Origin of the sequence: Cytobacillus purgationiresistens (assembly GCF_030813235.1) — a bacterium.
Classification (GTDB): domain Bacteria; phylum Bacillota; class Bacilli; order Bacillales; family Cytobacillaceae; genus Cytobacillus; species Cytobacillus purgationiresistens.
Map to the genome: position 1 here is coordinate 1 of NZ_JAUSUB010000009.1, position 26,036 is coordinate 26,036.

Consider the following 26,036-nt stretch of genomic DNA (forward strand, 5'->3'; position numbering starts at 1 on the left):
GAGCTTTTCCTCACCATCCGGGCACTAGTTGCTCCATCTAGTTTACCCTCTTGAGCTTTTCCTCACCATCCGGGCACTAGTTGCTCCATCTAATTTACCCTCTTGAGCTTTTCCTCGCCATCTGGGCACTAGTTGTTCCATCTAGTTTACCCTCTTGAGCTTTTCTTCACCATCCGGGCACTAGTTGCTCCATCTAGTTTACCCTCTTGAGCTTTTCCTCACCATCCGGGCACTAGTTGCTCCATCTAGTTTACCCTCTTGAGCTTTTCCTCACCATCCGGGCACTAGTTGCTCCATCTAATTAACCCTCTTGAGCTTTTCTTCACCATCCGGGCACTAGTTGCTCCATCTAATTAACCCTCTTGAGCTTTTCCTCACCACCCGGGCACTAGTTTCCAATCTAGTCCTTTCCCTATCCTCGCCTTACTACAGGAGCATGATAACTAGCCTCACTTTATCCTCTTCAATATAAAACGAAGCTGATCATCGCATTACTTTTTTTTCATCATTTTAACCCACCGCTATATTAGCTTTCTTGTGACTGTACCTTATTCAAACGAATTTTAAAGAATGAAGTGATAAAGAAGAACAGAATAAATAGTCCGACGACACTTAATCCTAAAATAGCTAGATGAAAAACTTTTAATATGACACTCGCTAAGGTTGAGAGATACAAACAACCGAGGAGGAGCGTAATTTCTCTATTACTAAAGCTATTCGTCAGCTTTGCACCAAATTGTGATCCAATGAGGCCCCCAGCAAGCAGCACTAAGCCGACTTGATAATCAATTGCAACAGTGGAAGCGTAGGAAAGAAATCCAGTTGTCACGATGAGAAGGACTGCAAACAGGCTTGTCCCTACGGCCTTTTTCGGGATAAATCCGAGCAAGGCTACAGTTAGCGGCACCATGATAAATCCTCCACCGACGCCCATGGCTGTCGAAACGAAGCCAGCAAAAAAACCGATTGCAATCATTTTCAATATCATTGAAGCAGTTGAAGAAGCGGTTTGATTCTGCGTTTGCCCATTGCCCTGCTTCATCATCCTCAAGGCAAAATAGGAGAGCAATACAATATAAAGTAAAGGTATCGCCCATTCATCCATCCCATTCCGTTCCAAAAATACCACGAATGGATGTGCGACCTGAGTTGCCGCAACTCCGCTTACACCAAGGATGATTCCCTCTTTCCATTTAATATTCTTCAATTTAATATGAGCAGCAATACCTGATATAGAGCTGCCGATAGTAAACAAAAGGCTAGTAGCAATCGCTTCAATCGGCGGATACCCGATTAACATGAGAAACGGTGTTAAAATAAACCCTCCACCAATACCGAAGAAACCTGACAGAACACTAATCAATCCACCTAATATAAAAAATAATATGTATTCCATTTAAAAGACCTCACTTGAAATAATTACGACTCTAATAAGCAAACTCATATATTCTTCTTTTGATGACTCCATTGTACCTCCTAGTAATGAAATACGAAAGTGCACATACAGTAATTAGTAGTGGACGAACTGTTCATCAACAAAGAATAAAGGGGAACGACGTGTATGTCACAATTATTTGATGCGATTAAAGAATGGCTGATTGACTATGGGGTGTTTGGATTATTCTTTGTTTCATTTGCTGATTCATCCTTCCTGCCTATCCCTCCTGATGTGCTTCTCATCTCAATGGCTTTTGCCGCTCCCGAGAATGTGTTTTGGTACGCCTTTCTGACAACCTTTGCTTCAGTCGTTGGCGCGATATTTGGCTGGTATATTGGTCATAAACTTGGAAGACCAGTACTATTACTTATTTTTTCAGAAGAGAAAATTAAGAAGGTTGAACATTATTTTAACAAATATGGTCCTGTAGCGATTTTAATTTCTGCCTTCACTCCTCTTCCTTATAAAGTCTTTACGATATTCGCCGGCATTTCAAAGATTCCTTTACGCATGCTTGTCACTTGGTCTATCGTCGGCAGAGGTGCCCGTTTTTTCTTGGAAGCAGCAATAATTGCCTTACTCGGTACTCAAGCTAAACCATTTTTCGAAGAGCATTTTTCAATGGTCACTATTAGTTTTGGTATCCTTTTTATCTGTTTATACTTGATATATCTCGTATTTAGAAAAAGAAAGCTTGCTTGATTCAGATTAAAATAAATACTAGATTATAATTATTTTAAATAAGTATTGATTTTAAAATAGAAACTGTTATAATTAATTCATAAGCAAATATGAGAGGAATGGTAAATATGAATCAAGTACAAACAGCACCAATTACTAAATTACAAGCTGCATTAAATACACAAGTTGCTAACTGGAGCGTTTTATATACTAAGCTGCATCGTTATCACTGGTATGTGAAGGGTCCACACTTCTTTACCCTTCATGAAAAGTTTGAGGAATTATACAATGAGGCTGCAAATATTGTGGATGAAGCAGCTGAGCGCCTTCTTACTATCGGTGGAGAACCCATTGCTACTATGGGTGAATATCTGCAAGCAACAACATTAGCTGAAACGAATCACGAGAAAACAGCTAACGAAATGGTTGCCAGTTTAATAGCAGACTATAAGCAGTTAAGAGAAGAACTATATGCGTTAGCTTCCCTTGCAGAAGATGAGCAAGCTCCAGCAACGAATGATTTCGCGGTTGGGTTAATCGCATCAATTGATCAGCATATATGGATGTTCCATGCGTATTTAGGTGAATAATCTTCTTTATAAGAGAGACCAATCTCAAAAATCGACTTTTTGAGATTGGTCTCTTTTTGACTTATTCTTCCGATATCTATTAAAATCCAGCGAAATTGGTGTTTTACCCAGCCAAATCCCCAATTCCTTTGCCTTTCTTCCTTTTACCTCCTCGTTAGTATCAATTACATACTTTTTATTTTTCCTTTTCATAACCACTGACCTTTGATTAGAAAAAATGATATGATAGGTCCGTCAACTAGATTAATAAGGAGTCTTGGATATGAACAACTTGAAATACTCACTATATATTCTCATCGGTGCATGCAGCTATGGGATATTGGCCTCCATTGTCAAACTCGGACTTGGGGCTGGCTTTGCCGTACATGAACTGACAAGCAGCCAATATTTATTTGGACTCACTTTACTTATTCTCGTTCTTCCTTTTGTAAAAAAGGTCAAGATATCATTTAAAAAAATTGGAGCGCTTATGCTTACCGGGACAGCCTTAAGTCTTACAGGTATTTTATATGGGCTAAGCCTTGAAAGAAACCCCGCCTCTATCGCGGTTGTCCTGCTCTTTCAATTCACATGGATTGGTATATTGCTAGAATCAGTATATCTGAAAAAGATGCCAAGCAAAATGAAAGTAATATCCGCACTATTCTTGATTATTGGAACCGTGTTTGCGAGCAATATTGTCTCCGGAGGCATACACTCTATCGCTTTGGATGGACTGATTTATGGAGTATTATCAGCAGTTACCTTCGCTTTATTCATTTTCTTTAGTGGAAAGGTTGCAACGGATATCCCTACTATCCAAAGAAGTGTCTTTATTTCATTAGGAGGCTTATGCATACTCATTCTCATCTTTGGGTCACGAGTTGCAGATACCGGCATTGATTTTGGCGGGATTTGGCCTTATGGCTTAATGATGGCATTCTTTGGGGTTATCCTGCCGATCGTGCTCTTTGCACTCGGTACACCGCATATCGATTCTGGATTAGCGACCATTGTTGGTTCTGCGGAACTTCCTGCAGCAGTTCTTGCAGCGATGTTGATTTTAGGGGAACAAATCTCACAGGCACAAATCATCGGAATTGTGATTATATTAATCGGGATTTGCCTCCCGCAATTTCAGCTATATAAATCACAACAAAATCGTTATAGCACTTAATTAAAGGAGGGATTTCCCTCCTTTTTATTGAATTATAAAAGAGTAAAGGAGGGCTCATATTGAATCATTCACTTTTTAAAGACATCATACAATCCGAGGATGAGCTGCGTTCATTATTCGATCAACCTGGAAAAGCCGCTGCCAACAAAATCATTAATGAAATAGATGAACATTGCAGAGATTTTATCGCTAAATCCCCTATGTTATTTCTTTCAACCGCCCATGCGGATGGTAGATGTGACAACTCTCCAAGAGGAGACGAAGCAGGGTTTGTACATATAATGGATGCACAACATCTTGTTATTCCAGAGCGCCCGGGTAATCGACGCTTAGATAGTATCAGCAATATTTTAACCAACCCTAATGTTGGCTTGTTGTTTATTATCCCTAGATTAGAGGAAACTTTAAGGATTAATGGGAAGGCAACCATTATTCGTGATGCTGGTATCCTAGAAAAAATGGCCTTAAACGGAATCGCACCGAAACTAGGAATTGCTGTAAAGGTAGAGGAATGCTTTATCCATTGCGCCAAATCGTTTAAGCGTTCAGAACTTTGGAATCCTGAAAGCTGGGATGAAAAGGATAACCTCCCTACCCCATCAAAAATGCTTGCTGCTCATGTGAAGAAGAATACTGAAATACAGGCCTAATAAGGATTCCACAGTACAAAGACCATTCTACTATCATTACAAGAATGGTCCTTTTCATGTAAACTGGCTACAAATGAAGCTTCAACCCTTGATGTGTGGCTTGGAACCCTAAGTCTTCATAAAATCGCAAAGCTTCTTCTCTTTTATTATCAGTTGTCAGCTGCACAATGCGACACCCCCTCTTCTTTGCCCGCTCAATGGCCCAGCTAATTAACTGGTGCCCGAGTTGCTGCCCGCGAACGTGAGCCGCTATTCTTACGCCTTCAATTGTTGCCCTCCATGAACCTTGATGTGTGAGATAAGGGGTAAAGGTAAGTTGCTGAACCCCAACCATTTCATTTTTCCACTCAGCAACGATGAGTTCATTATTAGGATCAACTTGAATGGCATAGAATGCTTTCCGATAACTTTCAGGCAAGGGATATACCAATGTTTCTCTCCCGCTCCCAAGCTTATCATCTGCCAGCATTTCTACTATTCTTTCTAAATCATCTTCTTCTGCCTGCCTAAAACAGATTTCTTCCATAGCTCTCCCTCCTTTTTAACTTATGATACCTTCCATTTAATCATAAGTTAATTCACATCTTTCAATAACTTTACATAAGTTTTTCTTATCAAATAAACCTAGTTACTGTCTCTATTGCTCCTATAACATAAAAAGGAGCTGTCTCATGACAGCTCCCATTATTTTTATTCCCACCACCATGCTTGTGAACCATAAGAATATTCAGCACGGCTATCCAAGTGAACAAAGCCGCTCTCGTTATACATACCACTGAACCCAGAAGTTTTCGCATAATTTTTCGCTGTAGCAGTTGATACGCCAGAGATGTTAATATCAGCAGCAATACCATACATATGCTGGCTATTCGAGGCACCGCCTACATTACTATTATGCGAGACACTACGGAAACCTGAGTTAATCGTAATCGCTTTATTTCCTGCCTTTACTCTGATCGCTTCTAGCTTATACATTAGACGGCGGATATTCTCTTTTACTGTCGCTTCTGGAACCTTACCGTTCCTAAATCCACTGCCATCCTTCGAGTGAAATTCACTATAGTTGAAGTTTTTTGTTCCTGTAGAAGTTTCCAATGCGTTTAACTTTGCGTGTGTTGCAGGACCTGCAATTCCATCTGCCGATAATCCGTAGGCACGTTGAAATCTTTTTACAGCAGCGGTTGTTCCTGGACCAAACTGTCCATCAACAGCTACAAATGTTTGTGAAGCTGAATCTGCAGCCCATCCAGCAACACGGATTTGTAACTCTCTCACATCTGCGCCACTCGACCCTTCACTCAATGTCCGATTCCATGAATAAGCCTCTGCATCTGTGGTTGAAATCAAGGATAATGCAAGGGTGAACAACAAAGCCAAACCTAACGTTCCAATTGTTCTTTGCACCATTTTCATCATATCTACCAAACTCCTTTTCTCTTGAGTATGAAAGATTATGTTTCTCTAGAAGAAAATGCTTTCTACCATCTAGCATATATCATTTCAAAATATTGTGAATATGAAGATAATACTGATTTTTCTATGCGACTTTAGATAGTACTCTCTCGACATTTCTCTACACTCGATTAGACAAAATGCACGCTGATTCATGATAAATTGATAAATTCACACCTATTTCTTTCTTCCTCTTTTTTCTATTTAAAAGTTTATCTGTTATTTTGTCGGGTAAAGAATGGTTAAGAAAATTACTAATTTACTAGAGGAGTGATGAGATTTTGGTATATCCGAATATATGGGACAGTCTAAACTACTACATAGCGAAACTGCCTGATTTATTATTCGCCTTCATTGTCTTATTAATTGGTTGGATGATTGCAAAATTTGTGGAGAAAGCCGTTCTTAAAGCGCTGAATAAAGTGAAATTAGATAGCTGGGTTTATCCTGAAGGAACTGAAAGAAAGTATTCCTCGGAGAAGATCATTAGTAAAGTAATCTATTACTTAATCCTTGTGTTCGCGTTTATCTTATTCTTTAATATTCTTGACCTAAGCATCATTGCCTCCCCACTCGTTGGCATGCTTACTACCATCATGGACGCCATTCCTAGTGTATTAAAAGCAGCACTCGTTCTTTTATTTGCATGGTTGATTGCAGCTACTCTAAGCTATCTTATAAAAAAAGGCGGAAAAACACTTAAAATCCATGAACTTTTTAGTAAATGGAAATTGACAGATAAAGTGAAAGAACCTGCTATAGTAATCGATCAAGCTGCAAAAATTGTATTTTATCTTGTATTGCTTATCTTTTTACCAGCGGTATTGGATGCATTGAGCTTACATGGCATTGCTGGCCCATTTAGCAGCATGTTAAATAGCCTTCTTGCTTTCTTACCAAAATTGATTGCAGCTACTCTGATTTTATTAGTAGGTTGGTTTATTGCAAAAATTGTCCGGAATATTGTGACGAACTTCCTTGATGTTATCGGTATGGAAAGATTAACAAACAAATTAGGGCTCTCTCGCCTATTTGAAGGTACAAGCCTTGCAGCTGTTATCGGAACCGTTGTTTATGTACTCATTTTAATCCCAACAGTCATTTCTGCATTGGAGCAATTAGACATCACAGGTATCTCTGCTCCAGCAATTGCCATGCTCACTCATGTCATGACGATGATTCCAAACATCGCAGCAGCTATCTTCTTCGTACTCATCGGTGTCTGGCTTGGTAAATGGGTGAAGGATTTAATCACAGGATTACTTGCACGTATTGGTCTAGATTCTTACTTTAAAGGAATGGGCTTGAAAAGTTCGAGCAATGTAAGTATTACACAAGTTGTCGGTACGATCGTCCAAATTCTCGTTGTTGTGTTATTCGTAGTACAAGCCTTGAATATTCTTGGTTTAACATTCCTTGTGACTCTATCATCTGGAGTCATTGCATACCTGCCTCATGTATTAGCAGCATTAGTCATTATCGGAGTCGGACTATGGCTAGGTAAGCTAGTGAACCGTCTATTGCTCTCCTTGCTTCAAGGTCCGCACAACCGTTTCTTAGCTGCAATTGCTCAAATTGCGATTGTTGCGACAGCCATCTTTATGGGGCTTGATCAATTAGGTATTGCCGCATCAATTGTGAACTCTGCATTCATCTTATTATTAGGTGGATTAGCACTAGCCTTTGGATTAGCCTTTGGACTCGGCGGAAAAGAATTTGCTTCAAAATACCTCCAAAAGCTTGACCAAAGAATTGAAGAAACAAAAATCAACCAAAATGCTGACACAAAAGGTGTAGTAAAGGACGCTCTTGGTACACACCCTATGGGTTCCCAAACGGATATACAAACAAATATAAGTGATACTGACGATCCAACTAAGCTATAATCTTCTTAATAAAAATAACACGCTTAACTGCAGCGTGTTATTTTTTTAGTAATTAACGCATTTCCCTTCCAAAATACCCGTTAAGAAAGTATGATATAGATACTAAACAAAACCGATGAGAAAGGTTGGTTTTTTAAATGGAAACTACCATACACTCGATTCCGCGACCGCTCGTGAAGACAAATCAATGGGTGATTGTTGGAAGTGTTGTGCTTACTTGGATTACAGGGCAGGTTTGGATTTTGGCTATCCCTTTGATTGCAGGCCTAATAGGCTTAATCTTTGGAACGAATCCCATCATGAGCCTTGCAAAATTATTTCTTAAGAAACACCCGACTGAGTATATTCCTGAAGACCGCGACCAGCAACAATTTAATCAAACGATTGCAGTTGTTTGTTTAGCCATTGGTCTAATTAGCTTCTTATTGGGCTGGACAATCGTCGGATATATCTTTACAGTTATGGTTGGATTAGCAGCATTTATTGCCATCCTTGGATTCTGTATTGGCTGTTTTATACATTTTCAGTTGAATCAATATAAATATAGAAGATCATTAAAATAAAAGAACAGCATCCGATTGAGATGCTGTTCTTCTATTCCTCAAGAAGCTCAAGATATAATTGAGCAACCCTCATATCCTCCTCCCATCCTTCTAAGTTATCCTCAAGAAACCACCAGGCAGACAACACAGCTTGGCATAATCCCCATTTTAAAATGCGTTCTTTGTTTAAATCTAATTTTTTTGCAAATAAATTGATTCGATTATATAAGATTTCTTTTGGATTTGAAAAATGCAGCAAATGATTTCTAAGAAAATTCGTTATATCATAGTCAGCCTCACCAATTAATCCTTTAGGATCAATGATGATCCAATCATTTTCATTAAGAAGAATATTTTCATGATGGAAGTCACCATGTAGAAGGACCTCTTGTTCCGTGCTGGCAATGAGTTTAGGAAACCATTTCTCCGCAAGCCCTACCAGATTTCGGTCAAACGGTCCCGTGCCCCCGTTGAATTTCTTCCGTATACCATTTAGTCCTTCAGCTAAATCACGAACATGGGGGAAATCCTGTCCAGAAGGAACTGGGCGCCATAAAGAGCTTATTGCATTGGCCGCTATCGCCACTGACTCCTGATCATTTTCAACAAATTTGAGCGACTTGCCTGGGGAAAGCTGTTCCATTAATATTATGCCTTTTTCTATATCTTCAGCCATTAACCTTACAATCCCATCTCCCTTATAAAAGCGGAGAAAGTTGACTTCATCTTTAAATTCTTTATCAGGGACTCTCAATTTAATTACATAATGCTCACCTGCATCAGTAATTGCGGGAGCAACATAATTATAAGAGAGATCGTACGGCTGTAATATTTTTATCGACCATTTTTCTTCACAATAACTGATAAGAGTTGGCAGCTGCTGCAGCCACTCACTCCCCCTTTTTCCATGCACGCCTTCAATTGTTGCTTTAAATGAGTCTGAAATCTCTAACATAAAATGGTTTGAACCCCCTTTAGGAATCTTGCTTATTTATGCTGGCCTACCTTATATAATGGATGCTTGGCAGAAAAAAAACAAACTGAATTAAAATACCAGGCTGCGGAATAAACAAAGGCAAATAAATACATTACATAAAAAAAAACGGAGTGTAATTAACACTCCGTCAAATAGGATAATTGCTCGTTTTATTGGCTTACTCTTATTTTAAACCTTCATCAATTTCTTTTACCATTTCAGAAACAGACACTAAGCCGCCGCCTGATAGATACCAGTAATCTGGATCAAGGTAAATAATATGATCATTTTCATAAGCTGTTGTCTTTTTAACGATATCATTTTCAATTAGAGCTTTAGCAGAAGATTCACCTTCTTGAACTGCCGCACCTCTGTCAATTACAAATAAGTAATCTGGATTTTTCTCAGCGATATACTCAGGTGAGACGCTTTGTCCGTGAGTCGATACTTCAATATTTTCATCTGCTGGTTTGACTCCGAACACATCATGGATGATACCGAAACGTGAACCTGTTCCGTATGCACTAATGTTTCCTTCATTTGCTAGCACGATAAGGCCAGTGCCCTCTGTGCCTTTTACTTTTTCACTTAATGTATTAATTGACTCTTCAACACTTGCAAGCTCAGCTGCTGCTGCTTCTTCCTTATCGAAGATTTCACCTAACTGAGTCGTATTTTCTTTGAAAGAATCCATATAACGTTTTGTATCTACACCCATGTAGATGGTAGGACCAATTTTACTAAGCTCTTCATAAGCGTCTGCTTGACGTCCAGAGATAATAATTAGATCAGGATCGATTTCACTGATTTTTTCAAAATCAGGTTCTTTTAATCCGCCGACATTTTCATACTTGCTATCTTCAAATTTAGAAAGGTAAGAAGGAATGTTTGCTTGTGGCACTCCAGTTACTTCTACACCTAATTTATCAATTGTATCTAGCACACCGAAGTCAAAAACAACGACTTTCTCAGGGTTTACATCAACTTCAGTTTCGCCTAATTCATGCTTGATTGTCAGCTTTTCTGCTTGTTCTGTTCCTTCGTCTCCAGAACCTTTGCTTTCAGGCTCTTCAGTTTTATCTGAATTGCCGCAAGCAGCTAATACTAGTGCAAAAAGTGCTGTTATTAAAAAAAGTGATAACTTTCTTGCCATGTTTTCCACCTCAGAAATATTTTTTTGTATTATTTCAATATTGAAAGGTAACGTGAAAAGGATTTTATGTATACCCTTGCACTTAAGATGAGGGCCCTTTCATCCATGTTGATAGCAGCAAGGTTTGCCTTTATTATCCCGATCAATATGTTGAAACCATTCTTATTAACTGAAAACCATGCAAAACTTTTGACAGTTAAACTCCTGGATTTGGATGTTCATATCATAAACTTCTTTTAGAACAGGGGAAGCAATAATTTCATCTGTTTCTCCAGCCTTGACTACTCTACCATCCTTTAGAGCAACAATATAATCAGAATAGCTAGCAGCAAAGTTGATATCATGAATAACGATAATTACTGTTTTTCCTAGTTCTTGAGTCAATCTGCGCAAAACTTTCATAATCTGCACAGAATGCTTCATATCCAAGTTATTTAGCGGTTCATCAAGTAAAACATATTCTGTATTTTGAGCAATAACCATTGCGATATACGCTCGTTGCTGCTGACCGCCACTTAATTGATCTAAATATTTGTCCTCTATTTCTTTTAACTCCATATATTCAATCGCTTCATTTACATAAGCCCAGTCTTCTGGAGACAATTTTCCTTGAGAGTAAGGAAAACGTCCAAATGAAACTAATTCTCTAATCGTTAAGCGGACTGTTATATTATTCGATTGCTTTAATATCGAAATTTGTTTAGCTAAATCCCTGCTTTTAGTATCTTGAATCCGTTTCCCTTCAATCTTGATCTCGCCTTTATCAGCTGAAATGAGCCGGCTGATCATTGATAATAAGGTACTCTTTCCTGCACCGTTGGGACCGATAAAAGAAGTAATCTTGCCTTTTGGAATATTAACCGTGACATCATCGACAACAAACTTATTTCCATATTGCTTAGAGACACTCATCACATCTACCATTTTTTACTCTCCTTTAATAGAAGATAAATAAAATACACGCCACCGACAAAGTTGATAATCACACTTAAAGTTGTAGAGAATGTAAATACTCTTTCAACAATCAGCTGCCCTCCAACAAGAGCGATAATACTAATCAATACTGAACTGATAATTAAGTATTTATGTTGATAGGTTTTCATAAACTCGTGAGCGACATTTGCAACTAGTAGGCCCAGGAAAGTAATTGGTCCTACTAAAGCTGTGGCTATTGAGATGAGAATTGCTACGATAATGAGCAATCTTTTCACTACATAATCATAGTCAACACCCAAATTAATGGCTTGCTCCCTGCCCAGCGAAAGGACATCTAAATACTTTACAAATCTGAAGAAATAAAGTCCGCTTAAGATAATAAGCACTATTGCGATGACCAATAATTCCGTATTCACATTATTGAAACTCGCAAACATTCTATCTTGAACAAGCATAAACTCATTCGGATCAATCAATACTTCCATAAAGGAAGAGATACTATTAAAGAAGGTTCCAAAGATAATCCCAACAAGAAGAAGGAAATATATATTTTGACCACCTTCGTTCTTAAACAGAAGCTGATACAAGAGACTGGCAAACAATACCATCAATGCTACAGATATAAGAAAGTTAATATTATGATTCACTACTGTCACATTCAATGATCCAAGAACAAAAATCAAAAAGGTTTGAATGAGTAAATAAAGTGAATCTAATCCAATAATACTAGGTGTTAAAATTCTATTATTTGTGATGGTTTGGAAGATCATGGTTGAGAACGCGATGACGCCGCCAGTTATAACAATCGCCAATACTTTCTTTCCTCTTCTGGGAAGTACATAATCCCAGTTGCTTCCTAAGCCAACGAACAGGAATGTAAAGATTAATATAATTGAAATCGCAGCGAGGATGCCTATTTTTGTTTTATTACTCATATGCCCTTCTCCTCATAATCATGTACAGGAATATACCGCTGCCGATGACCCCGACTGTTACACCAATTGGAATTTCATACGGATAGATAACCACGCGTCCAAGGATGTCACAAATCAGTACAAACACAGCCCCTAATAATGCTGTATGTGCCAGGTTTTTCTTTAAATGATCACCATTGTAGATAGCAACGATATTCGGAATGATTAAACCGAGAAATGGTATCATACCTACGGTAAGTACGACAACAGTCGTAATGAGCGCGACGATAATTAAACCGATATTAACGATTTGCCTATGATTTAAACCTAAGTTCACAGAGAACTCTTCACCCATACCTGCAATCGTAAACTTATTTGCAAATAGATAAGCTACGATCATTACTGGGATACTTATATATAATAGTTCATATCGTCCCTGTATCATCATTGAAAAATTCCCTTGTAGCCATGATGACATGTTCTGCACAAGATCATTTTTCAAAGCGAAAAAGGTAGTAATTGAACCAATTATATTACCAAACATCAGCCCGACAAGCGGTATGAATATTGCATCCTTAAATTTAATTTTATCTAAGATTTTCATAAATAAGAATGTACCCGCCAAAGCAAAAATAAAGGCGACTCCCATTCTAACAAACGGACTTGCTGAAGTGAAAAGCATCATGGATACGAGGATCCCTAATCTGGCTGAATCCAATGTACCTGCTGTGGTTGGTGAAACAAATTTATTTCGCGTTAATTGCTGCATGATTAAACCAGCAATACTCATGCTCACTCCCGCAATTATGATACTGATAAGACGAGGAACCCGGCTAACTAAAAAAATATGCCACTGGTCTTCAGTCATATTAAATATATCTTTTGGGTTAATATCCTTAACTCCGATAAACAAAGAGATTAAAGATAAAAGTATGAGCGCAATGACTAAATACCTTTTTTTCATGACTTCCCCTTACTCTTTCACTGTTTTGTCTATGTTTCTACGAAATTAAGAATCATTCTCAATAGCTTCCAAAAACCAAGTTGATAATGAATCTCACTATCAACCTCAACTACCATTTAACTAAAAATAATGGAAAAAGTCAATCATTTTTGATGAAAACGAAATTCATTCTCATGCTAATACATGATTTTGACATAAGTCTTTCCTTATCAAATCCATATGCTTTAGTTGTAGCGTCTATTCATAATGATTATACATATTGTTTTTTCTCATTACCTCGGGGAAAGCAACTGGAAAATCCGTCGATTAACGAGTTTAGAAGAAATGAGGGCAGGGGCATTTACAAAAACATTTATTTCCTTGAATTGGAAACTGTTTTGGTTTTCTTCCTTGCTGCCTATTATGTATAAACAAAACAAAAATAATGGGGCGTTAAGCACCCATTACATATTTGTTGAGGCTTCTTCCTATTTCAACAATCGTGTGTCTGCCCATTTCCTGATCCTCTAACCCATCAATTAATACCGCAACATACACGATTCGATCGCCATGACTAATGACAGCACAATCGTGCTGCACGCCAGGCAGCTCTCCTGTTTTACTTGCGACATTTACCTGCTCAAGATCCATTCCTTCAGCTAGTTTTAAAAATTGCTGATAAGCTAAAATGGACAATGCCTGCTGACTGCTGGCTGCTGATAAAAATGACTCTTCTTTCATTGCTTTAAGCGCAAGTACCATATCACTGGCTGTTGTCTTATTGTCGATATTATTATTTAAAGCAATGAAGTCCATCATTTCCCTTTGGAGCTTCGTTGACTTTAATCCAATGGAACCCATGCATTTATTTATATTATCTATACCTAGACGATTAATTAAAAGATTTGTAGCCGTGTTATCAGAGACAATGATCATCATTGTCATCAAGTCAATCATCTTCATCATACGATCTGGTGATAAAGCTTGTATTATACCTGCCCCGGTCGTCACTTTTTCAAGTGGAATAGGCACGATTTCTTGTAAATCCACTATATTCTTTTCATATTGACGATAGCCTTCTATTAATATAGGTATCTTAATCAAGCTTGCAGAGGAGTAAATCTCTTGTCCCTTAATATCAATGATGCCTTCTGGTGTTTGAAGGTAGATACTTGCTCGCCCGCTACAATTGGATATTAATTCAGCTACTTCTATTTCTAACTGGTTAAATGACATTTTCTTTTGACGCTGCTGCCATGGTGCGATCATTCCCGCCTGTTATTTCCTTATTATATAAATGACAAGCAACAAAATGATTCTCATTGATTTCTTGCCATTCCGGTTTTATTTGTGCACAAGCATCCATCGCGTGCTGACATCTCGTCCTAAATACACAGCCGCTTGGTGGATTCATTGGGCTTGGCAGCTCTCCTTTCAATATGATTCTTTCACGCTGATCTTCTATATCCGGATCTGGGATAGGAATTGCTGAAAGAAGCGCCTGAGTATAAGGATGCAGCGGATTGCTATACAACTCCTGACTAGTAGTTAATTCAACTAGATTTCCTAAATACATGACACCGATACGATCGCTGATATGCTTAACCATGGATAGATCATGGGCAATGAAAAGGTAGGTGAGCCCTTTCTTTTTTTGCAATCCTTTAAGCAGGTTTACTACTTGTGCCTGTACCGATACGTCTAACGCTGAGATGGGCTCATCAGCAATGATAAAGTCCGGATCGAGGGACAACGCTCTTGCTATGCCGATTCTTTGCCTTTGACCGCCACTAAACTCATGGGGATAGCGATTGGCATGATCTTTATTGAGACCAACATCCTCCAATAATTGGTGAACTCTCGCTTGTCTCTCTTTTTTATCAGGGTATAATCCTTGTACTTCCATTGGCTCTGAAATGATTTCCTGTACAGTTGATCGAGGATTTAAGGAAGCATACGGATCCTGGAAAATCATTTGCATCTTGCGGTGAAAAGCAGACCGTTCTTTCTCTGTCATCTTATGAACGTCCTTGCCATCATATAGAACTTGTCCATCAGTTTTGTCATAAAGGCCAATAATGGCCCTTCCTGCTGTGGACTTGCCACAGCCTGATTCGCCAACGATCCCGAAGGTCTCCCCTCTCTTAATTTCAAAGGAAACCCCATCTACTGCTTTTAATATCTGCCCCTTACCCATATGAAAATGCTTTTTTAAATGGTTGACTTGTAATAACGCATCATTTGACATCGTCTATTCCCCCGCCTTCTGCCAGTAGCGTCTTGCTGCACAAAGCTCTTTTTCATAAACGGTTCCCTTTAAATCAATAATTTCAATTGTTTTTCCTGTATTCGGTGAATGGAGAAGTTGACCGTCACCATAATAGATGCCTACATGGTGAAGGCTTCCCTTTCCCTCTTCATAAGCGAAAAACAATAAGTCTCCTGGCTGCAGATTGGTCAATGAAACCTCGTCGCCCGCTTCTGCTTGATCATGTGCATCCCGCGGAATGATGTAGCCATTGGCCTTGCATACTGCATAACTTAGTCCTGAACAATCGTAACCGAAGCTGCTCATTCCACCCCACAAGTAGGGTAAGTGAAGGAATTGTTCCCCTGCTGTGACAATCCCCGCTCCATCACCTTTTGGAATATCATTTAACGATGGATGAATCGATACATCTATTTTTAACAGTGTCCCCTTACCTTCAGGTGTTTGGACAACTACATTTTCTCCATCCTCAAGCATGACTGGCAACACTGTTAAATAGCTTAGAAGCAGTTCTTCATCATCTGATAATGACAAAACTGTTTTCTTTGCCCTTATGACAGCGATCGAACCTTGATCAATTGCCCAATCCGATCTTTTGCCTAACTGCTTTTTAGGCAACCAGCCGGGATATCCTCTCTCATCTTTTGAGGATGCTTGTGATGGAACCAGGACATGAACCCAATCACCTTTCTCCTCTATCACAATCACTTCTTCACCAAATAATAGCTGGGACTGTACAAGATTCATATCGCATAAAGCCAAGCTTTTGTCATAGGTCAGTCCCTTTATCCAGCCTTCAATATCAGCAGGTGCAGCAACAGCCTGCTGATCTATTAGACGTGCGGAATCATGTGATGTCCATAATGTAGCAACCGGAACATTTACTAGCCATTTATATTCAGCATTCAAGAGATACGCCTCCTCTTACCTCCACATTGGTAATACCTAAACCATTAGTTTCTGGCAGGGATATCTTTCTCCCCGAATAGATAATTCCACCCTCTACTACTTCTTTAGCCAGCATTAATGGTGCATCAAAATCAAATCTAGTAATATTTTTTTTGCTAGCTGCAAAATGAGCTGCAGCAGTTATACCAATTTTCGTTTCTATCATACTGCCTACCATGCACTCCATCCCGCTCACTTCAGCAAGCTGATTGATTGTTTGCGCTTGATAGATACCGCCTGCCTTCATTAATTTAATATTTATTAAATCCGCACTGCGGTTTTTCACCACTTCTAAAGCTTGTTTTGGGTTGAAGACACTTTCGTCTGCCATAATAAGCGTATCCACATGATCGGTCACTTGTTTCAGCCCAGCAATATCCCAAGCCTTAACTGGCTGTTCAACTAACTCGATTCGCAAATCTAAATCTTCCATCTTCTTAATAATAGTAATGGCTTCTTTGGCAGTCCAACCTTGATTAGCATCTAGCCTAAGTTTAATGCCGCGACCAATTCTCGATCTTATTTCCTTAATTCTTTCAATATCTGTTTTGACATCGTCCTTGCCTACTTTTACCTTTAATACATCAAAGCCTTGCTGAACGTAAGAAACAGCATCTTCCCCCATTTCCTCCGGCCCATTTACACTAACTGTATAGTCTGTTTCCAAAGTTTTTTTATGCCCGCCTAAGAATTGATAAAGTGGAAGCTGACAATGTTGTGATAAACAATCATATAAAGCCATATCAACTGCTGCTTTTGCACTGGAATTGCCAATGAGTATTGAATTAATTCCTTGGAAAATCGCTTCATAGTTTGCGAAGTCCTGCTTGACTAAAAATGGCGTTAAAACATGTTGTACAGCCGATTCAATACTGGACATACTATCCCCTGTAATGACTACGGTAGGCGGTGCCTCACCCCAGCCAACCACTCCATTATCACAAGTAATCTTTACAACTAAAGTTTCAGCTGTTTCTACAGTGCGCAATGCCGTTTTAAATGGCTTAATGAGCGGCACTGCAATTCTATGGGTTTCAATATTAGCTATCTTCATTTGTGACCACCTTTACTTAATGCCACTGTCGATTGTCAGTTGCTTATTCGTTGCATCTAATGCTGCCTCTACACCAAGCGGTAATGAAAAGTGAGGTGAGCAATGGCCAATTTCAAAGCCTTTAACAGCTGGCTTATTTGCCTTGCCAATATAATGATCGAGCACTTCATCTAATGACAATGATTGCTCTCTGTCAGGTATGCAATTGTTAAAGTCACCGATCACAAACCCTGCCGCCGCATCTAGCTTTCCTGCCATATATAGCTGGTTGAGCATGCGGTCTACTGCCCGTGGTTCTTCATTTATATCCTCGATTAATACCAGCTTATCTTCCGTGTCAACTTCAAACTCTGTCCCAAGTGTGCTGACAAGTAATGATAAATTACCTCCCACAATCTTGCCTTTAGCCTTACCTGGAACCATCACTTCAAGCTCACTCAAATCTCCTGTATACTCTAGCCTTTTCGGTTCAAATAACTGATTCATATATTGTTTTGAGTAGGAATGAGCATCAATCTTTCCTAAGTCCGACGCAAGCATTGGCCCATGAAAAGTAACAAGGCCTGTCTTTTGATGGAACGCGGTATGCAGAAATGTAATATCACTGTAGCCCCAGAATATCTTTGGATTTTCCGCAATGATGCTGTAATCAATATCTGAAGCAATTCGTGCTGTGCCATAGCCCCCACCCGCACAAATGATTGCTTTCACCTCTTGATCTTGAAACATATTATGTATATCTTTTAATCTATTACCATTTGAACCTGCTAAATAGCCATACTGGTCATATACATGTTCACCCATCTTTATATTCAAGCCAAGCTCCTCTAAAAATGCGAATGAACGTTGTAAATTTTCTTGATTTGGGGGACTCGCAGGGGCAATAATCCCAACTGTATCACCTTTTTTTAACCGCACTGGTTTCAAAGTCATTTCTCTCACCCTTTTCATTTACATTGTTCTTCATTATATGCAAATCCATATAGAGTTATTTCCAATCAGTCCTTACAGAAATAAAGACAACTACCGACGATATTCCTCATATTTCTCAGGAAATAGTTGTCGAAAAAGGGATGTTCACAGCGAACACCCCTTCTTTTTTTCAGACTCCAAATCTCACACTATCTAACTAAGTTATTTTTTATCTGCCCATTTCAGCTCAACGTATCCAACTGGATGACGAACGATACCTGAAACAGCTTCATTTTGAAGATAGACTTGGTTATAGAAATGGATAGGGATGATCGGCATTTCATCAAATAAGATTTTTTCCGCTTCATACATTAATTCAAAGCGTTTCGTTTCATCTGCTTCATTCTTAGCATCTTTGATTAACTGATCATATTCTTTGCTTTCCCAACCAGTACGGTTCATAGAATGACCCGCTTGGAAATTTTCTAGGAAGTTAATAGGATCAGCATAGTCAGCAAGGAATGAACTTCGTGAAAGCTGGAATTTCAGTGCTGTCTGCTCTTCAGCAAATACATTCCATTCCATATTTGCTAGTTTCACTTCTACATCCAGGTTTTCTTTAAACATTTGCTGTACAGCTTCAGCCATCTTCTTATGTGCTTCACTTGTACTATAAGTCAATGTTACTTCTGGTAAGGTTTCATAGCCTTCTTCTTCCATACCTTTAGCAAGCAATGCTTTTGCCTCTTCAATATCCGTTTTTACAAGGTCGCCGTTGCTTTCTCTGAAATCTTTACCAGATGGATCAGCGAAACCTGGCGAAACGAAACCGTACGCTGGCTTTTCACCATTCTTTGTTACAAAATCTACAATTTCCTGTTGGTTCACAGCCATCGCAAATGCCTTACGAATATTTTTATTTTGGAATGGCTCTAATGTTAAGTTTAATCGGTAGAAATAATCTCCAGCTTGGTCGACCATTTCAGCTTTTCCATCAGCAAAAAGCTGCTCGCTTAACTCAGGTGGAACATCAGACGTATCAAGCTCTCCTGTTTGGAACATTTGATATTCTGTATTTGTGTCATCAACCATTGCCCAATGCACTTTATCAAGCTTTACATTAGCCGCATCCCAATATTGATCATTCTTTTGCATTACAAAATGGCTGTCGTGTACCCATTCTGTTAAATTGAAAGGTCCGTTTCCGACAAATGATTCAGCTTCTGCAAACCATTGTGGGTTTTCAGTTGCCACTTTTTCATTAATTGGGAAAAATGCCGGGTTTGTAATCACACTTAAGAAATATGCCTGTGGACTTGTTAATGTTACCTCAAAGGTTTTGTCATCCACTGCCTTAACTTTCACATCATCAACGTTGCCTTCCCCATTGTTAAACGCTTCTCCGCCTTCAATAAAGTAAGCTAAAAATGCTGCAGGTGAACCTGTTTCAGGATCTAGTAACCTTTTCCATGCAAATACGAAATCACCTGCTGTTACAGCATCGCCATTTGACCATTTGGCATTATCGCGAATATGGAATGTATAGGTTTTACCATCTTCAGAAATATCCCATTTTTCAGCAATGGCTTCCTCTGGTTCATGGTCCTGACCAAGACGTGTGAAGCCTTCCATTAAATTATTCAATCCAGCCCAGGATAATGAGTCAAAACCGATTGATGGATCAAAAGATGTTGGCTCTTGTGAATTGTTCATGTATAATACCTTTTCGTCTGTCTCTTCAGTTTTATCACCATCATCACTCTTTTTACCGGGCTCACTGCCAGTATTCTCATTCGCAGTACAAGCAGCTAATACTAGTACAAATAACCCCATCATTAGCACAGATAAAAGCTTTTTCATTCAATTTCCCCCTCTTTAATTAAATAAAGTTTTATATTTTTCAGCAAGCTTGCACTGAGAAATATTATTCTGGTGAAACTCTTCTTATTTGATGGATGCGAGCATTTTTTGTGCCCTTTCATCCTGAAGCCAGCAATCCACATGATGCTCATTCGTTAAATGTGTTTTAAATGGATAAGCCCGGTCACAAACTTCCATTGCGTAATCACATCTTGCCGTGAATGGACAGCCGACCGGCGGTGAGAATAAATCTGGCGGCGACCCTATTATTGGAATAAGATCCGCTCCATCTAGATCCAGCCTAGGTACGGATTGTAATAGGCCCTTTGTATATGGGTGCTGCGGTTTGTAGAAGATGTCTCTTCTCGTACCCGCTTCAACAATTTTCCCTGCATACATAACCGCAACCCGGTCCGCCACTTGGGCAACAACCCCGAGGTCATGTGTAATTAAAATGATTGATACATTCGTCTTCTTTTGTATGTCTTTGAACAAGTCTAAGATTTGTGCTTGTATCGTGACATCTAATGCGGTTGTCGGTTCATCAGCAATAAGCACTTCCGGTTCACAGACAAGCGCCATGGCGATGACGATTCTTTGTCTCATCCCACCGCTAAATTCATGCGGATAATTCTTGAAACGAATTTCAGGATCAGGAATACCGACTAATGTAAGCATTTCAAGCGCTTTCTTCTTCGCTGCCTGCTGCGTGGAGCCATTATGCTGAATAATCCCTTCCACCAATTGCTTGCCTACTGTCAGCGTTGGGTTTAGCGCAGTCATCGGATCTTGGAAGATCATCGAAATATCCGAACCTCGGATCGTTCTCATTTCCCGCTCTTTAATTTTTGTTAAGTCCTTCCCTTTAAAGAGAACTGACCCAGACGCTATCCTTCCTGGAGGAGATGGAATCAGTCTCATAATACTTTGCGATGTAACACTTTTACCACAGCCTGACTCCCCGACAATGGCTAATGTTTCACCCCTATGCAAGTCAAAGGTGACTCCCCTGACAGCTTTAACTTCTCCGCCATAGGTTGAAAAGGTGACATGAAGGTCCTTTACTTCCAGTACTTTTTCCATGTTGGCTACCTCCTTAACTTAGGATCGAGTGCATCCTGCAATCCATCGCCCAATACGTTAAATGAAAACATTGTTAAGCTAATAAACAAGGCTGGGAAAAAGAGGCGCCACCAATGACCTGTTAATATGGTGGATAAGGCATCATTTGCCATCGAGCCCCAGCTTGCAAGCGGCGGCTGGATGCCTAAGCCAAGAAAGCTAAGGAAGGCTTCAGCAAAAATAGCGGATGGTACCGTTAATGTCATCTGTACAATAATCGGCCCCATTGTGTTAGGCAATAGGTTCCTTCTAATTATCCGGCCTGTTTTCGTTCCGAATGTTTTCGATGCCAATACAAATTCGTAGTTTTTGATTTGCAGGACCTGTCCTCTGACGATCCTCGCCATACCGACCCAGCCCGTAATTGATAGTGCAAAAATAATGGTGAATAATCCGGGTCCCATAACGACACTGATTAAAATAACGACAAGCAAGTAGGGCAGTCCGTATAGGATTTCCACAATCCGCATCATGAAATTATCCGTTCTGCCCCCTTTATATCCTGCTATCCCGCCATAAGCCACACCGATAGCGAAATCGATTAACGCCGCAGCCAGACCAACAAAAAGTGATACTTGCGCTCCTTGCCATACTCTTGTAAAAACATCTCTCCCTAGTTCATCCGTTCCAAACCAGAACTCTGAGGATGGAGGTAAATTTTGATTAGCTAACGATTGCTGCGAGCCGCTGTGCGGCGACATCATCGGACCAAATATCGCCATAATAGTCAATGCAATTAGAAAAAGAAAGCCTGTCATTGCCAATTTATTCTTCAGCAATCGTTTCCATGCATCATGCCAGTAAGAAAGACTCGGTCTGACAACCGCTTCCGCTTCCTCTTGATCCTTATTTTTTGGAGTAAACCAATCATCAGGAATATCTGGTGCTATATTAGAATCATTTTGCTTTTTCAGTTCCAATTAGCTTCCCTCCTTTTTATGCAGCTTGATTCGAGGATCAAGAATGCCATAAGCAATGTCGACTAAGAAGAGCATAATGATGAGAATTGCACTGTAGAAAACCGTCGTACCCATAATAACTGGATAATCGCGCGTATTAATACTTTCAACAAAGTACTTACCCATACCAGGAATGGCGAAGATCTTTTCGATAACAAAGGTTCCTGTCAAAATACTGGCAGCGAGTGTACCAAGTACTGTTACAACAGGTAAAAGTGCATTTCTCAGTGCATGGCGGAAAACAATCTTTACAGGGGATAACCCTTTTGCTCTCGCCGTTCTTATGTAATCCTGAGTTAGCACCTCAAGCATGCTTGAACGTGTCAAACGAGCGATGATTGCCATCGGACCTGTCGCCAGGGCAAGCGTTGGCAGGACCATATGCATCGGACTCGACCATGTCGCAACCGGAAAAATCTCAACTTTCACAGCAAGCTGTTGAATGAGAAAGGTTGCCAAAACAAAGTTTGGTATTGAGATTCCTAACACCGCGATCGACATCGCGAAGTAATCCAGAAAGCCATTATGCCGTAGTGCTGCAATGACACCTAAAGTAATACCAGAGAAAACAGCCACAAGTAAGGTGACAATACCAAGCTCGAATGAAACGGGAAATCCGCGTCCGAGCATGTCATTCACCGATTGCGATGGCTTCTTGATCGAAGGTCCGAAATCCAATGTCACTACAGATTTCAAATACGAACCATATTGAACATAGAGAGGTTTATCCAAATTGTAAAAAGATTCTAAATTCCGTTGAACTGCCTCACTTGTGGCGCGCTCTTCATTAAATGGCGACCCCGGAATAGAGTGCATCAGAAAGAATGTCAATGTAATGATGAACCATAAGGTAATGACCATCGCAATGAGGCGTTTCATAATATATTGGAACATACTCTAAGCACCCCTTAACAGAATGTCGTTCTCATAGCTAATTCAATCATTACAAGCATAGCTCTATAGGCTTCGAGAATATCCTTTGCTTGAAAACGGACAATCGTTGTATTTTCTTCAATTTCTGCTCCAGGCATGAGCGCTGCCCATTCTGCTTGACCATAATTAGCAAATTCAATTCGCAATGTCGGTTGATCTGGCGGGACGAGCGGCTTTACTAAATCCTTATTTTTTAGAGCAAGAGCCGTTTTCTCTTTTAACAGCTCTCCTGCCTTTACTGGTGTTAAAGATTTCACTGCAGATCTAGTAATCGTTTCTTTAACGACAGCTGTTGTGACATTTGGTATCAGTCTTTCAGCTTCCAATGCAGCCTGATCATCACCGGCAACCATTAACACCGGTACACCATGGTAGCCTGCAACATATGCATTAAAGCCCATTTCTCCAACTGCTACATCATTTATGTACATCTGGCGAACGCCAAAAATCATGGAATGGGACATAACACCCTTCATGGACGCCCGCGCATGATAGCCGACAAACATCGCTCCTGAAAAGGATGAATCAAGTCCTTGTACCATCGAATATGGCTTCACATCGCCTGTAATCAACTGGGTCTCCGGATGCAGCTTTTCAATTAGAAGATTATTCATTTTCGAGTGGCTATCATTGACCAGGACTTCTTGACATCCCTTCTCAAATGCCTCCGCAATCACATAATTGGCTTCATCCGTCATGATTTGACGTCCTCGTTCATAATTGTGTTTTGATGAATCGACATGTGTATAATCTGCCAATCCAGTGATTCCTTCCATATCAACTGATACGTATAACTTCATTTTCAGCCCTCCAAATTATATTATAATAATTTTATTATTATAAATTATCAATCTAGTAATTGCAAAAAAATTTTAAATATAAAAAAAACAGCTGCCAGAGTCAAAAAACACTTCTCTAGCAGCTGGATTTCATCTGCGATGAACAGAAAAAGCAGCTTATTTATTCATTATTTGAGTATATTTAATATAGGCATTCTTAAATGCCACCATAATTGCTTTTTGCGAAGAACCAAAATAACGCTGCTCAATCTCTGCCAGCAGCTCCTCCACATCTAGAATACATTTCTCCAGAAAAATAGATTGGATAAAAGCTGATGTTAATTGAATGGTTGATGAGCATTCCGCATCAATAATTCTCCCAGATTCTCGTTCCACCACAAAGGCAATAAAGAATCCATTATACTGCTGCATGATTGCATTATTGGAAGAGGTCTTGCTCTCCCCGATAATATAGAGGGTATTTGGCGGAAACATTCTACTTCCTCCTAGCCAGTATGGATATTACTTGAGGTGCTTATGTGAGTGACATAAACATTCAACGTAATGCATAAACCCTTACATAGAATTGTAATACATTTGTACCATTCTTGACAATTGATTTTCGCTATATTTCTAAATATTTTTTCAATTCTAATAGATTTATGTTAGATTATATAACATAACTTAATGCCTTGTCTAGGAGAGATTCACTACTTACGCTAGCTTCTCCGCCTCCTTGGGCAAATTTCTCGTTCCCACCGCCTCTTCCATCAATCATCAATAATAACTCTGCGACAATTTCTTTCATACTAAAGCCGGGTTCCGATCCTCTTGCACAAACAAATTGCAGCTTTTCATCTGATTCATTGATGAGAAAGATTATTGCCTCAGGTGCTTCAGCAGTCATTTGTCTAGCAAGGTTCTGCAATTCTTGTATAGAGCGATTCTGAAAAATCTTGCCTAATACTTTACTTTCTCCCTGCAAGCTTACTTCTTTCAGTAATTCTACCCCTTCAAAATTTAGCAGCTCATTTCGGGCATCCTCTAACTCCTTTTCAACCGACTTACTGTGTGCAATCATTCGCGCAGTTGCTTTTGCTAATTCTTCCTCAGAGGCACTTAATAGCTGACTGACTTGCTTCACGGTTGTATGCTTTTTATGAAGCTGGGTCAGCACACGGCCACCACATACAAAGGTCAGACGGGTTTGCTTCTTTTGCCGCTCCCAATCTAAAATTTTGATGGCGCTCACTTGACCTGTTGTGGAAGGATGAGTGCCACCACAACCGTTATAATCAAATTCAGGGATGATCACGAGACGAATATTCTCTTGTACGGTCGGCTGTTTGCGCAGCGGATATTGATCCAGGTCTGCCGCATCCACCCATCTTAGCTCAATTGGGCGATTCTCTAATATGATTTGATTTGCTCGTTCTTCTGCTTCCGCAGCCTGCTCCTCAGATAATTCTTTTGTATCCAGATCGATTGTGACAAGCTCCTTCCCAAGATGGAAGCCAACTGTTATCACACCTAAGGTCTCCGCGAATGCTGCAGATAAAATATGCTGGCCAGCATGCTGCTGCATATGATCAAGCCGCCTATCCCAATCAATGACCCCAGTTACTTCATTTTCTTGAATAGGGGTGTCAATGTAATGGCGGATTTCCCCCTCAACTTCCTCTACATCAGTCACTCTTGCACCATTTAATTCACCTGTATCATGCGGCTGGCCGCCGCCTGTTGGATAAAACCCCGTTTGGTTGAGGACTGCGTATAATCTTCCTTCCTCATCTTCCTGTTGGTTTTGCAGCAGAGCTTGAAATGTTTTTATATATGCGTCATTATAGTATAGCTTTTGCAATGGCTCTTCCTCCTTTTGTATG

At 39.7% G+C, this 26,036-nt stretch carries 26 protein-coding genes; 6 read left to right on the forward strand and 20 right to left on the reverse strand.

The features are described from left to right. Positions 1 to 526: 526 nt before the first annotated feature. A complete protein-coding gene (locus J2S17_RS11600; protein WP_307474981.1) occupies positions 527 to 1,396 on the reverse strand; it encodes a sulfite exporter TauE/SafE family protein in 870 nt (289 codons plus the stop codon). Positions 1,397 to 1,561: 165 nt separating this feature from the next. On the opposite strand from J2S17_RS11600, the gene J2S17_RS11605 reads away from it, so the two are divergent. The 4 genes from J2S17_RS11605 (at position 1,562) to J2S17_RS11620 (ending at position 4,515) form a co-directional block, all read left to right on the forward strand. Continuing rightward, complete coding sequence (locus J2S17_RS11605; protein WP_307474983.1) at positions 1,562 to 2,140, forward strand: YqaA family protein; 579 nt, start codon at positions 1,562 to 1,564, stop codon at positions 2,138 to 2,140. Between the two features lie 98 nt (positions 2,141 to 2,238). Then, complete coding sequence (locus J2S17_RS11610) at positions 2,239 to 2,709, forward strand: Dps family protein (protein WP_370875002.1); 471 nt, start codon at positions 2,239 to 2,241, stop codon at positions 2,707 to 2,709. 262 nt (positions 2,710 to 2,971) lie between these two features. Further along, the gene (locus J2S17_RS11615; RefSeq protein WP_307474987.1) at positions 2,972 to 3,865 is read left to right on the forward strand and encodes an EamA family transporter; all 894 of its coding nucleotides are present in this window, start codon (positions 2,972 to 2,974) and stop codon (positions 3,863 to 3,865) included. A 59-nt stretch (positions 3,866 to 3,924) separates the two neighbouring features. After that, positions 3,925 to 4,515: an MSMEG_1061 family FMN-dependent PPOX-type flavoprotein gene (locus J2S17_RS11620; protein ID WP_307474989.1), complete on the forward strand. Its 591-nt coding sequence runs from the start codon at positions 3,925 to 3,927 to the stop codon at positions 4,513 to 4,515. A 67-nt stretch (positions 4,516 to 4,582) separates the two neighbouring features. On the opposite strand, the gene J2S17_RS11625 is transcribed toward J2S17_RS11620, so the two are convergent. Next, a complete protein-coding gene (locus J2S17_RS11625) occupies positions 4,583 to 5,041 on the reverse strand; it encodes a GNAT family N-acetyltransferase (RefSeq protein ID WP_307474992.1) in 459 nt (152 codons plus the stop codon). Between the two features lie 164 nt (positions 5,042 to 5,205). Next, positions 5,206 to 5,931 carry a D-Ala-D-Ala carboxypeptidase family metallohydrolase gene (locus J2S17_RS11630; RefSeq protein WP_307474995.1) on the reverse strand — a complete coding sequence of 242 codons (726 nt, stop codon included), beginning with the start codon at positions 5,929 to 5,931 and terminating at the stop codon, positions 5,206 to 5,208. Between the two features lie 317 nt (positions 5,932 to 6,248). On the opposite strand from J2S17_RS11630, the gene J2S17_RS11635 reads away from it, so the two are divergent. After that, positions 6,249 to 7,853 (forward strand): mechanosensitive ion channel, encoded by a 1,605-nt coding sequence (locus J2S17_RS11635; protein WP_307474997.1) that lies wholly within the window; start codon positions 6,249 to 6,251, stop codon positions 7,851 to 7,853. A gap of 137 nt (positions 7,854 to 7,990) precedes the next feature. Further along, a complete protein-coding gene (locus J2S17_RS11640) occupies positions 7,991 to 8,416 on the forward strand; it encodes a DUF4395 domain-containing protein (protein ID WP_307474999.1) in 426 nt (141 codons plus the stop codon). Positions 8,417 to 8,447: 31 nt separating this feature from the next. On the opposite strand, the gene J2S17_RS11645 is transcribed toward J2S17_RS11640, so the two are convergent. The 17 genes from J2S17_RS11645 to J2S17_RS11725 form a co-directional block, all read right to left on the reverse strand. Further along, positions 8,448 to 9,350 carry an aminoglycoside phosphotransferase family protein gene (locus tag J2S17_RS11645; RefSeq protein WP_307475001.1) on the reverse strand — a complete coding sequence of 301 codons (903 nt, stop codon included), beginning with the start codon at positions 9,348 to 9,350 and terminating at the stop codon, positions 8,448 to 8,450. A gap of 205 nt (positions 9,351 to 9,555) precedes the next feature. Beyond that, positions 9,556 to 10,524 (reverse strand): siderophore ABC transporter substrate-binding protein, encoded by a 969-nt coding sequence (locus J2S17_RS11650; protein ID WP_307475003.1) that lies wholly within the window; start codon positions 10,522 to 10,524, stop codon positions 9,556 to 9,558. 165 nt (positions 10,525 to 10,689) lie between these two features. After that, a complete protein-coding gene (locus J2S17_RS11655; protein WP_307475005.1) occupies positions 10,690 to 11,448 on the reverse strand; it encodes an iron ABC transporter ATP-binding protein in 759 nt (252 codons plus the stop codon). Continuing rightward, positions 11,442 to 12,395, reverse strand: coding sequence for an iron chelate uptake ABC transporter family permease subunit (locus tag J2S17_RS11660; RefSeq protein ID WP_307475007.1), 954 nt, complete (start codon positions 12,393 to 12,395; stop codon positions 11,442 to 11,444). The genes J2S17_RS11655 and J2S17_RS11660 overlap by 7 nt, the downstream gene beginning before the upstream one ends. Then, a complete protein-coding gene (locus J2S17_RS11665; protein WP_307475009.1) occupies positions 12,388 to 13,338 on the reverse strand; it encodes an ABC transporter permease in 951 nt (316 codons plus the stop codon). The genes J2S17_RS11660 and J2S17_RS11665 overlap by 8 nt, the downstream gene beginning before the upstream one ends. A 432-nt stretch (positions 13,339 to 13,770) precedes the next feature. Then, the gene (locus J2S17_RS11670; protein WP_307475011.1) at positions 13,771 to 14,586 is read right to left on the reverse strand and encodes a serine hydrolase; all 816 of its coding nucleotides are present in this window, start codon (positions 14,584 to 14,586) and stop codon (positions 13,771 to 13,773) included. Beyond that, positions 14,543 to 15,565, reverse strand: a complete 1,023-nt coding sequence (locus J2S17_RS11675) for an ABC transporter ATP-binding protein (RefSeq protein ID WP_307475013.1) — start codon at positions 15,563 to 15,565, stop codon at positions 14,543 to 14,545. Before J2S17_RS11675 ends, J2S17_RS11670 begins: the two co-directional genes overlap by 44 nt. Before the next feature lie 3 nt (positions 15,566 to 15,568). Then, on the reverse strand, positions 15,569 to 16,495 hold the full coding sequence (locus J2S17_RS11680) for a C40 family peptidase (RefSeq protein WP_307475015.1): 927 nt from the start codon (positions 16,493 to 16,495) through the stop codon (positions 15,569 to 15,571). Continuing rightward, the gene (locus tag J2S17_RS11685) at positions 16,485 to 17,588 is read right to left on the reverse strand and encodes a dipeptide epimerase (protein ID WP_307475017.1); all 1,104 of its coding nucleotides are present in this window, start codon (positions 17,586 to 17,588) and stop codon (positions 16,485 to 16,487) included. The genes J2S17_RS11680 and J2S17_RS11685 overlap by 11 nt, the downstream gene beginning before the upstream one ends. Positions 17,589 to 17,600: 12 nt before the next feature. Continuing rightward, positions 17,601 to 18,539 (reverse strand): S66 peptidase family protein, encoded by a 939-nt coding sequence (locus J2S17_RS11690; RefSeq protein WP_307475019.1) that lies wholly within the window; start codon positions 18,537 to 18,539, stop codon positions 17,601 to 17,603. 183 nt (positions 18,540 to 18,722) lie between these two features. Beyond that, positions 18,723 to 20,360: a peptide ABC transporter substrate-binding protein gene (locus tag J2S17_RS11695; RefSeq protein ID WP_307475021.1), complete on the reverse strand. Its 1,638-nt coding sequence runs from the start codon at positions 20,358 to 20,360 to the stop codon at positions 18,723 to 18,725. Between the two features lie 84 nt (positions 20,361 to 20,444). Beyond that, positions 20,445 to 21,443, reverse strand: coding sequence for an ABC transporter ATP-binding protein (locus J2S17_RS11700; RefSeq protein WP_307475023.1), 999 nt, complete (start codon positions 21,441 to 21,443; stop codon positions 20,445 to 20,447). Positions 21,444 to 21,448: 5 nt separating this feature from the next. Beyond that, the gene (locus J2S17_RS11705; protein WP_307475025.1) at positions 21,449 to 22,402 is read right to left on the reverse strand and encodes an ABC transporter permease; all 954 of its coding nucleotides are present in this window, start codon (positions 22,400 to 22,402) and stop codon (positions 21,449 to 21,451) included. Beyond that, positions 22,403 to 23,335: an ABC transporter permease gene (locus J2S17_RS11710; RefSeq protein WP_307475027.1), complete on the reverse strand. Its 933-nt coding sequence runs from the start codon at positions 23,333 to 23,335 to the stop codon at positions 22,403 to 22,405. Between the two features lie 14 nt (positions 23,336 to 23,349). Continuing rightward, a complete protein-coding gene (gene dppA, locus J2S17_RS11715) occupies positions 23,350 to 24,174 on the reverse strand; it encodes a D-aminopeptidase DppA (RefSeq protein WP_307475029.1) in 825 nt (274 codons plus the stop codon). A gap of 156 nt (positions 24,175 to 24,330) precedes the next feature. After that, positions 24,331 to 24,648 (reverse strand): DUF3870 domain-containing protein, encoded by a 318-nt coding sequence (locus J2S17_RS11720; protein WP_307475031.1) that lies wholly within the window; start codon positions 24,646 to 24,648, stop codon positions 24,331 to 24,333. A gap of 175 nt (positions 24,649 to 24,823) precedes the next feature. Beyond that, positions 24,824 to 26,014: an alanyl-tRNA editing protein gene (locus J2S17_RS11725; protein WP_307475033.1), complete on the reverse strand. Its 1,191-nt coding sequence runs from the start codon at positions 26,012 to 26,014 to the stop codon at positions 24,824 to 24,826. Between the last annotated feature and the right edge of the window lie 22 nt (positions 26,015 to 26,036).